General features: G+C 42.2%; 13 protein-coding genes. 10 read left to right on the top strand and 3 right to left on the bottom strand.

The genetic code is table 11. The features are described from left to right. Positions 1-117: 117 nt before the first annotated feature. From EXE29_RS14485 to gspF, 3 genes are all read right to left on the bottom strand, one after another. The gene (locus EXE29_RS14485) at positions 118-453 is read right to left on the bottom strand and encodes a hypothetical protein (RefSeq protein ID WP_106986760.1); all 336 of its coding nucleotides are present in this window, start codon (positions 451-453) and stop codon (positions 118-120) included. Positions 454-735: 282 nt separating this feature from the next. Further along, positions 736-1,173 carry a type II secretion system major pseudopilin GspG gene (gene gspG, locus EXE29_RS14490; protein WP_106985523.1) on the bottom strand — a complete coding sequence of 146 codons (438 nt, stop codon included), beginning with the start codon at positions 1,171-1,173 and terminating at the stop codon, positions 736-738. A gap of 38 nt (positions 1,174-1,211) precedes the next feature. Then, entirely contained in the window at positions 1,212-2,417 is a 1,206-nt protein-coding gene (gene gspF, locus EXE29_RS14495) for a type II secretion system inner membrane protein GspF (RefSeq protein WP_120364929.1), read from the bottom strand. Positions 2,418-2,568: 151 nt separating this feature from the next. Here gspF and EXE29_RS14500 point away from each other — a divergent pair, with 151 nt between their 5' ends. From EXE29_RS14500 to EXE29_RS14545, 10 genes are all read left to right on the top strand, one after another. Next, positions 2,569-4,791 carry a primosomal protein N' gene (locus tag EXE29_RS14500; protein WP_120364928.1) on the top strand — a complete coding sequence of 741 codons (2,223 nt, stop codon included), beginning with the start codon at positions 2,569-2,571 and terminating at the stop codon, positions 4,789-4,791. Between the two features lie 60 nt (positions 4,792-4,851). Beyond that, a complete protein-coding gene (locus EXE29_RS14505) occupies positions 4,852-6,705 on the top strand; it encodes a monovalent cation:proton antiporter-2 (CPA2) family protein (protein ID WP_120364927.1) in 1,854 nt (617 codons plus the stop codon). 50 nt (positions 6,706-6,755) lie between these two features. After that, positions 6,756-7,631 carry an Hsp33 family molecular chaperone HslO gene (gene hslO / locus EXE29_RS14510; RefSeq protein WP_120364926.1) on the top strand — a complete coding sequence of 292 codons (876 nt, stop codon included), beginning with the start codon at positions 6,756-6,758 and terminating at the stop codon, positions 7,629-7,631. A 265-nt stretch (positions 7,632-7,896) separates the two neighbouring features. Further along, on the top strand, positions 7,897-8,352 hold the full coding sequence (locus EXE29_RS14515; protein WP_106985528.1) for a DUF2147 domain-containing protein: 456 nt from the start codon (positions 7,897-7,899) through the stop codon (positions 8,350-8,352). A gap of 304 nt (positions 8,353-8,656) precedes the next feature. Continuing rightward, positions 8,657-9,121, top strand: coding sequence for a DUF2147 domain-containing protein (locus EXE29_RS14520; protein WP_106985529.1), 465 nt, complete (start codon positions 8,657-8,659; stop codon positions 9,119-9,121). Between the two features lie 180 nt (positions 9,122-9,301). After that, the gene (locus EXE29_RS14525; protein WP_106985530.1) at positions 9,302-9,760 is read left to right on the top strand and encodes a DUF2147 domain-containing protein; all 459 of its coding nucleotides are present in this window, start codon (positions 9,302-9,304) and stop codon (positions 9,758-9,760) included. Between the two features lie 144 nt (positions 9,761-9,904). Next, on the top strand, positions 9,905-10,864 hold the full coding sequence (locus EXE29_RS14530; RefSeq protein ID WP_117007860.1) for a DnaJ C-terminal domain-containing protein: 960 nt from the start codon (positions 9,905-9,907) through the stop codon (positions 10,862-10,864). 18 nt (positions 10,865-10,882) lie between these two features. Continuing rightward, positions 10,883-11,221: a chaperone modulator CbpM gene (locus tag EXE29_RS14535; RefSeq protein WP_106985532.1), complete on the top strand. Its 339-nt coding sequence runs from the start codon at positions 10,883-10,885 to the stop codon at positions 11,219-11,221. 75 nt (positions 11,222-11,296) lie between these two features. Then, positions 11,297-11,566, top strand: a complete 270-nt coding sequence (locus tag EXE29_RS14540) for an HP1242/YdcH family protein (RefSeq protein WP_106985533.1) — start codon at positions 11,297-11,299, stop codon at positions 11,564-11,566. 156 nt (positions 11,567-11,722) lie between these two features. Beyond that, on the top strand, positions 11,723-12,172 hold the full coding sequence (locus EXE29_RS14545; protein WP_106985534.1) for a DUF2147 domain-containing protein: 450 nt from the start codon (positions 11,723-11,725) through the stop codon (positions 12,170-12,172). Positions 12,173-12,204 lie beyond the last annotated feature (32 nt).

Consider the following 12,204-nt stretch of genomic DNA (forward strand, 5'->3'; position numbering starts at 1 on the left):
AACTGAAAGCCGACAATCTATGCATGAATCATGACAAATTTAACCCAAGCCAATCTAGTGGCACAAAAAAACCGAGTTTATATACTCGGTTTGATATACCACATAAGTTTCGGCTGTTTAGAACTGTAGCGCCAAATATGACAACATGCCTGCCAAAGAAAGCATGGGCACATAACGGTAAAGATTGACCACAGCTTTTTCAACAATAGTGCTATGTTCTTGTTTGAGCTTCGCCACTGTTGCTTGTAAAGCCGACCAAAAACTCAAGGCCAACATTGAGCTCATCAAACTAATTGCAAAGAAGCCCACCATAATTTGGCTACTGCCTTCGGTATTTAGCCACAAATGCATAATCCCTTGGCTCACAGGCAACAAGCTTAAAATCAAAAGCACAGATTTCAGCATCGCCCAATGAAATTGGTTAATTTCATCTGTAAGTATTAATGCTTTCATACTGCTCTCCTCTGACTTTCATCCTGTCTATGGAGTTATTATGCAAGCTTTAAATTAAAATAAAAGCCTATATTTATTCATATTTTACGATTATTGTAATCAATAAACTTGGGAATAATTCTTATTATAAATCTCAACTAGAAGATATTATTTATTTCATTATTTTTCAATTACTTATATTATATTTAATAAACAAGAATAATTATCGCTTTAGCCAATATTGAAATAGCCAATGACGTAAAGCGATATATTCAATCACCATTACTTTATAATGATTCTCAATTAGTGCTGGTAATAAATATCAGCATCATTACCTTCACCACCAGACTGGCCATCTGCACCAAATGAGTACAAATCAAAAGGACGGCCTTCTGTCCCTGGAGCAACATATTGTACGTCATTGTCCCAGCTGTCTTTTGGATAGCCACCTTTGACATAGCCTCCTTGTAGCCAGTTTTTTGCAGACTCAGGCTTATTTACTAATGCCCCTAAACCACCATCTTGCATGGATGGGTATTTGCCATTGTCCATTTTGTACTGATCTAAAGCACCCGCTACACTTTTGAGTGTGATTTGTGTGGTATCTACTTTGGCTTTTTCACCACGACCCATCACGTTTGGTACGATTAAAGCCGCCAACACACCTAAAATCACAATAACAACCATCACTTCAATGAGGGTAAAGCCCGATTGTTTTGCGTTTAATCCTTTGCCTTGCATGTTATTACTCTCGTTTATCTCTTTTGGGTTCAACAGGGTTAAATCATATTATTCATATTCACAATCGGTAGCATGACCGCAATCACAATGACCAACACAATACTGGCCATGACCACCAACATCAGTGGCTCTAACAAAGCCAATAAGGTCGAAATTAAAGTGGTTACTTCACGGTCTTGCATAACAGAAGCCCGTTCTAACATGCGGTCCAATTCGCCTGAAGATTCACCACTTCGGATCATTTGTACCATCATTGGTGGGAAATAACCACTGCGCTCTAGTTGTGTTGCTAAGTTCCCACCTTCGGTGACTTTTTCAGCTGCAATATTCACTGAATCACGGATGACCCAATTGTTACTGACCGCCGCGCCAATTTTCAGCGCATCCACCAAAGGCACACCTGACTTGGTCAAAATAGATAAGGTACTGGCAAAGCGTGCAGCATTAATACCTTTAGACAGCTTGCCAAACAGGGGCATTTTTAAAGTAAACCGATCAAAAGCATAATGCCCAGCGTTAGTTTTTAAAAATCTGACTAACAACATAATACCGACTGTGGCACCAACCAATAAAAATGGCCAAGCCACACGTATAAAATCACTGGCCTTCATTAAGGCAATGGTAATCCACGGCAGTGCCGCTTTGTCTTGATCAAAGGTTTTTACAATGTCTGGCACCACATAGGTCATTAAACCCATCACAATCGCGAAAGACATCAACATTAAAATAATTGGGTAGATCATGGCCCCTTGAACCTTTTTTTGCATGGCAAAACGATTTTCGGTGTAATCTGCCAATTGATCTAAAATTAAATCCAAGTGCCCAGAACGCTCACCTGCAGCAATGGTGGCAATATAGAGTTCAGGGAAACGCCCAGACTGTTGCAAGGCTTGCGCTAAAGAATGCCCTTCTAGCACTTTTGAGCGCACGGACATTAAAAGGCTTTGCACATGTGCTTTTTCGCTTTGCTTGCCTACCGCTCGAATCGCTTCTTCTAAGGGAATAGCTGCCGCCACCAACACTGCCAATTGCCGCGTCATGAGTGCCAAGTCATAAGAAGTAATACTTTTTTGAAACCAGCGTGGCTGTGCATGTTTATCTTTTTGCTCAATCGGATCTACAGCAACGGGAATTAATGCTTTATCACGTAACTGTTGACGAATCTGACGCGCAGAATCACCTTCAAGCACACCTTTCTGTTGCTTGCCTGACGCATCTATGGCGGTAAACTGATATGCTGGCATTACAATGCTCTAATTTTCCAAAAAACCCTGTTAGCGCAGTTGCGCCCAACCCTCAAAATCATTCATATTCTTAGATATAAATTGTTTGATCACTCTAACACAACTGTTCTTACAGCACGACGAAATTTAATCAGGACCCGACCGCCTTTTTATGCAAGTTTCAGATCTCGCCCCCGCCCCTATCTTTCGTGTCCGTGTGGCCGTCCCTGTACATTTATATGACTGTTTTGATTACAGTCTAAGTGCAGAACTTTATCAACGCGCTGAAGTTGGCTCACGGGTTGCAGTGTCTTTTGGTCGGCAAAATCTGGTCGGCGTGATTATGGAAAAGCTCGCACCTGATGTGCCACTCAATCCAGATATCAAGCTCAAAGCCATTACCGAACTACTTGATGAGCGCGCTATTTTAAATACACAAAGTTTAAGTTTATTGACTTGGGCTGCACAGTATTATCAATTCCCCATTGGCGAGGTGGTTCATAGTGCTCTTCCTACACTACTGCGCCAAGGTAAACCCTATAACTTGCTGGCACGGACATGGAAACTGTTAGATGCCGAAGCCGAACAAAAAGTAAAACGCTCTGAACGCCAGCAAGAAGCTTATAAAATCTTAAAACTACATCCTGCTGGCACATCCGAAAATGTGCTGAATTTAGCGGGTGTAGAAACTGCAACACTCAAAGCTTTAGAAAAAAAACAAATTTGTCGTTGCGAGTTAGAGGCGCAAGATTTTAGCCCAATGCCGATTCAAATGGCGCAAATGCCTCTGACGGCCAATCCAGAACAGCAGCATGCGATTGATAGCATTCTGAAGGCCCGCAAAAAATATCAAGCTTTTTTACTCGATGGCCTCACAGGTAGTGGTAAAACTGAAGTGTATTTGCAAGTCATGCAAGAGGTTTTAAAACAAGGCAAACAAGTACTGGTCTTGGTACCCGAAATTGGTCTGACACCACAAACCATTAGCCGTTTTCAGTCGCGCTTTCATTGCAATATTGTCTTGTTACATTCAGGCCTCAACGACAGTAAACGCTTACAAGCATGGCAGGCTGCCGAAACAGGCAAAGCCTCGATTATCTTAGGTACGCGCTCAGCCATTTTTAGCCCACTCCCTAACTTAGGGCTGATCGTGCTCGACGAAGAACATGATTTGTCTTTTAAGCAACAAGAAGGCTTTCGTTATCATGCTCGAGATGTAGCATTATATCGTGGCTATTTAGAGCAATGCCCTGTGGTGCTCGGCTCTGCCACGCCAAGTATTGAAAGCTATGCATTGGTGCAACATCAAAAGATGCAATGCTTGGAACTCAACCAGCGTGCAGGCACGGCACTCATGCCTAAAATCCACATTTTGGATTTAAAAATTGCGAAGAAGCAACATGGCATGAGTCAAGCTTTGCTCGATGAGATGAAAAAACGCCTCGATAAAAATGAGCAAGTCTTGGTGTTTTTAAACCGCCGTGGTTATGCGCCTGTGCTGATCTGTGAAAGCTGTGCATGGCAGGCCAAATGCCCACATTGTGATGCCAATTTTACCGTGCATCGTACTCCTTATCAGCATTTGCATTGCCATCACTGTGGTACGATTCATCGCATGCCTGACCACTGCCCACAGTGTGCACATACAGAACTTAAACCTTTGGGCTTAGGCACTGCCAAAGTTGAAGAACATTTAAATGAGCTATTTCCTGATTATGACGTCATTCGGGTCGATCGAGACTCCACCAGTCGCGTAGGTAGCTGGCAAAAAATTTATGACAAAATTCAGCAAAGCCAAGCATCTATTTTATTGGGTACACAAATGCTGGCCAAAGGTCATCATTTTCCTTATGTGACCCTTGTGGCTATTTTAGATATCGACTCAGGCTTATTGAGCGTCGATTTTCGGGCAACTGAGCGCACTGCTCAATTGGTCGTACAAGTAGCTGGGCGTGCTGGTCGTGGCGAGCGTAAAGGGGATGTATATTTACAAACCTTAAGACCTGATCACCCCCTATTAAACACCTTGGTCAAAGAAGACTACCGCCAGTTTGCCAAACAAACTTTACAAGAACGTGAAGCAGCACTCATGCCACCTTTTCGCTATGCAGCACTGGTGCGTTGTGAGTCCAAAAGCCAAGATCTGAACCGTGATTTTTTACAACAGCATGCAGCCTTACTTAGACAAAGTGCTGGCTTAAATGTCGATATTTGGGGCCCAATTCCAGCTCCCATGGAACGTAAAGCAGGCCGCTATCAATCACACATGGTGTTATTGTCACCAGATCGCGCCCGATTACATTTTTATCTCCGAAATTGGTGGCAAAATATGTTGCATCAAAAGCCTTCTAGCATGAAATTAACCCTAGATATTGACCCACAAGAACTCAGTTAATTTGATGCTCCTGCTTCAAAGTGACCGCTTATATTGAATGAATAAAACGAGGACAGCCTTATGTCATTACTGTTGCAAATCACCCTGTTTCTAGGAGCGTCTTTGCTCCTGGTGCCTTTGTTAAAAAGGCTGGGCATTGCAACAGTACTCGGCTATTTATTTACTGGCATTTTACTGGGGCCCAGTGTATTTAATCTGGCCAGCGACCCAGAAGCCATTCAGGAACTGGCTGAGTTTGGTGTTATTCTCTTAATGTTTATTATTGGCTTAGAGCTTCGCCCACAACGCCTATGGTCGATGCGCCAATCTATTTTTGGTATGGGAAGCCTACAAGTGGGCTTAACAGGTATCTGTTTAGCACTACTTAGCTTTGTGGCTTTACAACAAGAGATTGCCGCCAGCTTTGTGATTGGCTTTGCGCTAGCACTATCTTCTACCGCTTTTGTATTGCAACTTTTGACCGAAAAACAACAACTCAACACCACCTACGGTCAACAATCCTTTTCTATTTTACTGTTTCAAGATATGGCGGCGATTCCCCTACTGGCCATCATTCCAATGCTCGCGGGCACGCAATCGACACATCATGGGATTGCTTATTTTGCGGCCATCGTGGCGACCTTTAGTGGCTTGTTTTTATTTAGTCGCTATCTCATGCGTCCGTTTTTTCGTTTTGTGGCCAAAAGTGGCGCCCACGAACTCATTACCGCTGTGGGACTGTTTATTGTTTTGGCTGTTGTTGGCTTGATGGATGTATTGGGCATTAGCACCACACTCGGGGCATTTTTAACTGGCGTACTGCTTGCGGATTCCGAGTTCCGCCATGAACTTGAAGCCAGTATTGCGCCCTTTAAAGGATTATTGCTTGGTCTATTCTTTATGACCGTCGGCATGACTACACAATTATCGCTGTTTATCGATGCACCATGGCTCATTATTGGTGGCGCACTCTGCCTGATGTTGGTCAAAATAATCACCCTCACGGGCGTTGCACGTTATTTAAAAAACTCATGGCAAAACAGCTTAATGCTCGCCACTTGCCTGGCTCAAGGGGGTGAGTTTGCTTTTGTGGTGCTGAGCGTAGCCCGCAGTGAACAAGTGGTGAGCCAAGCCATTGTAGAACCTGTGGTCTTGATGGTAACACTCTCGATGGTTCTTACGCCGATTGCCTATTGGCTGATGAACTCGATCATCTTACCTCGCTTTAGCCAAAGCAAAGTCGCGCCTGAATATGATGATATTCCAGACCAGCACCATCCCGTGATTATTGCGGGCTTTGGACGTTTTGGCCAAATTATTGCGCGTGTTGCACACATTCAACATTTGTCTTTTACTGCCATCGATAGCAATTTAGACAAAGTCGATTTTGTACGTAATTATGGTGGCCAGCTCTACTATGGCGATGCTGCCCAACCGGAAATTTTACGGGCTGCAGGCATTGAGCATGCGCGGGTATTTGTGCTGGCCATTGACGACATTGAAGACTCCATGAATGTTGCGCGTCATATTCGCTTAAATTACCCCAACCTAAAAATGCTCGTCCGCGCCCGTGATCGACACCATGTACACTTATTGCGTGATTTAGGTGTAGAGCATATCTGGCGTGAAACCTATTTATCATCGCTGGGAATGGCTTATCACATGCTCCGCGATGCTGGTATTAATGAAGACGATGCCTATAAAAGTATTGAGCTGTTCCGTGATTATGATGAAAAGCTGTTAGAGCAACAGCAACACATCTATACCGATGAACAAAAAATCTATGAAACACACCGTAATGCCCTTGCAGAACTAGAACATTTATTTGCCAGCGATGCTCAAATGCGCCAACCACCCGCAGGGGTTGATTTACAGCGTGGCTTGCAACGTAATCGAATTGATGTAGCCCGTGATGAAAAGGATGATCTGAAATGACTTGTGTTTTACAATATTGACACCATTTAAGCAGGGTTATGGAGAATTTTATGCCTGATTTACGTCAACGCTTTTTTATTGAAGACAGCCCTGTGCGTGGTGAAGTCGTTCATCTTGAAGATGCCCTACAAACCATTCTTGCACAACGTGACTATGCGCCTGCAATTAAAATTTTATTGGGTGAAATGCTCAGTGCAACGGCGCTATTGGCCAGCACTTTAAAAATTAAAGGCCGTATTAGCTTACAAATTCAAGCTGCAGGGACATTTAAATGGGGCATGGCAGAATGCAACCATTTAGGTGAAGTTCGCGCCTTGGCCGACTACGAAGAAGACCCACACTTCACACAAGCTACCGACAGTAGCGTAGTGCTCCAGACGTTGGTTAATCCCGTGTTATTCATTAACATTGAGCCTGAATTTGGCGAACGTTACCAAGGGATTGTTCCCCTCGACAAGCCAAACCTTGCAGGTTGTTTGATGCAGTACTACGATTTGTCTGCACAAATCCCAACACGTATTGTATTGGCAAGCAATGAACAACGCTCAGGTGGCCTACTCATTCAGCTCTTGCCACGTAATAGTGAAGAAGAGCAAAAACGTGTTGATGAAGATTTGTGGCCTCGTCTAACTATGCTGACTGAAACACTAAAAGCAGATGAGCTCACCAACTTAGAAAGCACTGAAATCTTATATCGTTTATATAACGAAGAAGAAGTACGTTTACCTGAAGTTGAACTGCTTAAATTTGGTTGCACATGCTCTAAAGAACGCTGTTCAGATGCACTCAAACAAATTGGCGTAGATGCCGTACGTGAAACCTTAGAACACCAAAATCCAATTCAAATGGATTGCCAGTTCTGTAACAGCCACTACCAATTTTCTGCCGAAGAAGCACTGGGACTATTTGGCGAACATCTCAGCTAAATTCTGTCTGATCTAAAAGCGCCCTTAAGGGCGCTTTTTTTATGCCAAAACCTATACTTTAAATACAACAACAGCCTCATGCCATGCACTAAAATATTGCAATTTTTATAACACTTAAAGCTTAGAAATCACTCAAAAAAAGCCGATAAACTGCTCTTGTTATTTGCATTTGTTCTTGTACACTTTGCGCACACTGAAGGCAAAAATATAATTTCAACCTTCTTTGAATAATTAAAATGACGCTAATAAATAATGGATAATATAGATGAATAAGAAAATTATTTTGGGAGCTTTCGCTCTCTCAATAACCTGCTTTTTTCAAGTGCAGGCTGCCGATCTAGCAGGACGCTGGAAAACAATAGACGATAAAACTGGCTATGCACGTGCAGAAGTTCTCATTAGTAAACTCAAAGATGGTAGCTACACAGGTAAAATTGTGAAAGTCCATGCAATTCCCAACCGTACTGCGATCGACCATTGCGACAAATGTGAAGGCAAATTAAAAAACGCACCTTTAATTGGTCTGCCTATTTTCTCAGGCTTCCATCAAGATGATGAAAATAAAAATGAATACGTTAATGGTAAAGTCATTGATCCATTAACAGGTAATGTCTATCAAGGCAAAGGTCAACTCAATGCACGAGGCAATGTACTGACACTTCGTGGCTATTTGGGTACCACCTTATTGGGCCGTACAGTATCTTGGATCCGTATCGACTAAGACATCAGCTTCACACTGAATACTTGCATTATTTGTCTAATCAACTGACAAATAATGCCTCCCTTCCCCGCAACTGTCTCTCGTCATGCACGCCATAATGATAGTTCAACCAGCTCAATGTGATTGAGTTTTCACTTTCATATTCAGAGTGCAATATATTTAATAATTTATGTGAATTTTATATTTTTTAATCACCTGATTTACCTAGTATTTCTTTGCTTATTTAAGCTATATTAAATCCATACTTTTTTTATGCCTATCTGCTTAGGCAGATTTTCTCCTTCCTAGTGTGGATTGTTCAATTATGAAAAAGCACCCCTTCACTGCACTCATTCTCGCATTTAGCTTTGTGGCAAGCGTACCTGCATGGGCAGCCACAAGCGACCCTTTGGTGGGGACATGGAAAACCATCGATGACCGCACGGGTTATTCGCTCTCAGATGTGATTATTCAAAAAAACAAAAACAATGAGTACAGCGCCAAAATTATTAATGTGCGTAGTGTGCCTGGTGCAGAAAGCATGACCACCTGCATCAAATGTACAGGCCCAGAAAAAAATCAACCTTTGGTGGGTTTAACAACACTCACGGGACTAACTACAGACCCACACAATGCCCTTGAGTTTAATGGTGGTCATCTCCTTGATCCCAAATCTGGCCAACGTTACCAAGCTCGTGCACGTTTAATGAGTAACGGTAAACATCTGATCATTCGCAGTAGCATGGAAGGTGCAGCTGTAGGCCGAAATATCACTTGGGTTAAAAACTAAACCAAAGCCCCTGTTAAAAGGGGCTTTTTTTCACCATTTTATTCCACACAATTTTAGATAGAGCCAGCATTTAGCCCATATAATGTGACACAGATAACAATATATCTGTTTGTTTTTTATAAATTAAATTATTAGAATAACTACTCTAAAAAATACATAAAACTTAGATTAGGGATATCTATGGTTGCATATAAAAGTATATTCACTGCGCTCATTTTTTCTGTCATCAGTAGCCTCGGCTATGCCAGTGAAGATCCATTGGTCGGTAAATGGAAAACCATTGATGATCGGACTGGATATTCACGTGCTGATGTTGAAATTAAGAAAAAGCCTGACGGGACCTATGAAGGTATTATTGTAGAAACTCGTAATATCCCAGGCACCGACAAAATGGTGATCTGTAGTAATTGTCCAGGTCAATTAAAGGACAAACCATTTTTAGGCTTACCTTTCATTTGGGGGTTTAAAAACGATCCAGACAATCCTCTCGCTTATGTACAAGGGAAAGTCTTAGACCCAATTGGCGGTAAAATTTATAAAGGTAAAGCACGCTTAAATGCCTCAGGCAAACGCCTCACCATTCGTGGTTATGTCGGTGTATCTGTTATTGGTCGTAGTGTGACATGGATTAAATACTAAGCCTCTGCATACTTGAATCAAAGCCTCATTTTAGAGGCTTTTTTATTGTCATGATTTGAAACAATCTGCTGCAAATAAACACTGTTTCAGAAATATGAACGTCATACTATTGATTAAAATACAATCAATTTATAAACAACAAGTATGACGACAAAAGTCCCCAAAAATTATTATGAAATTCTGGGTGTAACACGAGAGGCTTCTGCGGAGCAGATCAAAAAAGCCTATCGTAAATTAGCTCGGAAATATCATCCCGATGTCAGCAAAGAGGATGATGCTGAAGCACGTATGCAAGAAGTTAATATTGCTTATGACACACTCAGCGATGCAGAAAAAAAACAAGAATATGACTTCCAGTTAGATCACCCAAACTTCAGCCATAGCAACGTCAACCAGACGCAAGGCAGTGACTTTACTGACTCTGCTTTTCATCACTATCGTAGCTCACAGCAGCAATCTGATTTTAGCGGTTTTGAGGATTTATTCGGTCGCTTTGGTTCAGGCTTTGGTGGTGGGCGAAATCATCAACATGATGGTGCAATGCGTTATAAAGGTGAAGATCAACATGCACGGATCGATCTAGAACTTCAGGTTGCCTATGACGGCAGTACCCAAAAATTCAGTTTACAAATTCCTACTTATAACGCTTATGGTGAAGCTGAGGTTCAGCGTAAAACGCTTGAAGTTAAAATTCCAGCTGGGCTTAAAGATGGTCAACAAATTCGCCTGAATGGGCAAGGCCAGCAAGGCATAAATGGCGGTGAAAATGGCGACTTATATATCGAAGTTCACTACCCAGCTACGCATAGTTATCATGTCGATGGCGCTCATGTTTACTGTCATGTAGACATTAGTCCTTGGGAAGCAGCCTTAGGACAAAATATTCGGGTTAATCTTCCCAATGGACGTCATGTAGATGTCAGCTTGCCAAAAAATGCCAAAACAGGCCAACAACTGCGACTGAAAGATCAAGGTATTCCATCCCAACCCGCAGGGCATTTATATTTAATCTTAAATATCGTGTTGCCCGTTGCGCAAACCGACCAACAATTACGTGCCTACCAAGATTTTGCTGAAGCATTTCATCAATTTAATCCTCGTTAGTGTTAAGGAGAAATCTCTATGACCACGATTCATTACCGCGAAGTGACCTGCAATGACAGTTCGCATATTGAAATTGTCGATGATCAACGTAGCTTCGACTTAAACCATTTTGCAGCTGCTTGTGGCCAAAGCCCAGAGTGGGTATTACAACTTTTAGAATACGATATTTTGAGCAATCGACCAGATGAACGCATTCATCAATTTTTTGGAGATGATATTTCGCGTGCGCGTCGTGCTTACCGTTTACAGCGTGACTTTAACGCCAGTTTTACCGCTGTAGCCATGATGCTTGACTTGATTGATGAAGTACAACAGCTACGCAAACAAGTCAAACAACAACATTTGCACTCACACTAACAGTGGAATGATGAGGGCTAGCACAATCCGAAGCATAGCCTATACTTTAATCAGCCAAGAGAACCATGCATCACCATGAAAATCAAAGACTGTAATAAAAAAGTAAAAAATATGTTCCCAGAATATCGAGAGCGTATCCAACAACTTCGGGAGGAAAACCCACATTTCGCCCAAATGTTTGAACAACATTGCGAGCTCGATCAATCTATTACCCAATTGGAATTAGATCCACTCAACCATTTGCATGAAGATATCGAAGCACTCAAGCGGAAAAAACTTAAACTGAAAGACGAAATGTATCGCTTACTGAAAGATGCTGTGCCGCAGCATCCGACTTCACCCTAGTTTTGGCGAGTGACGATATAGTGTGTCATACAGTAACACCCGTAAAAACACCTAGCTTACTTCGTGTCAGCGATTTAATAGTGAATTAAAAATAAGTTATGCAGGAGCACACCTGCAATGGAAATGCCATAACAACAAAGATGAATAGGGAAAATTATGATATTGAAACGTGTTCTATCTATCGCACTACTCGGTTTTTGTAGCACTCTGTATGCCAATGATATGGTTGGGGTTTGGAAAACCATTGATGAACAAACGGGCTACTCGCGTGCAGATGTCACCATCACTAAAAATAGCGATGGAAGCTATACAGGTAAAATTACTGCCATTCGACCACTGCCCTATAAAGCTCTCGTTGAAACTTGTGAAAAGTGTAAAGGCCCACTTAAAAATACCAAATTGGTGGGACTTGAAATATTAAAAGGATTTAAACAAAACCCACAACATGAAAATGAATTTGTGGGCGGGACTGTGCTCGATCCACTGTCTGGGAATGTCTACAAAGGCAAAGCTAAACTCAATCCGACTGGCAAGCGGCTCACAATGCGTGGCTATATTGGTGTCTCTGCACTCGGCCGAAGCACCACGTGGATTCGCGCAGAATAATCAACACAACCTTGGGTGAAACCTTAGCTTTC

Origin of the sequence: Acinetobacter sp. WCHAc060006 (assembly GCF_004209135.1) — a bacterium.
Lineage (GTDB): Bacteria > Pseudomonadota > Gammaproteobacteria > Pseudomonadales > Moraxellaceae > Acinetobacter > Acinetobacter cumulans.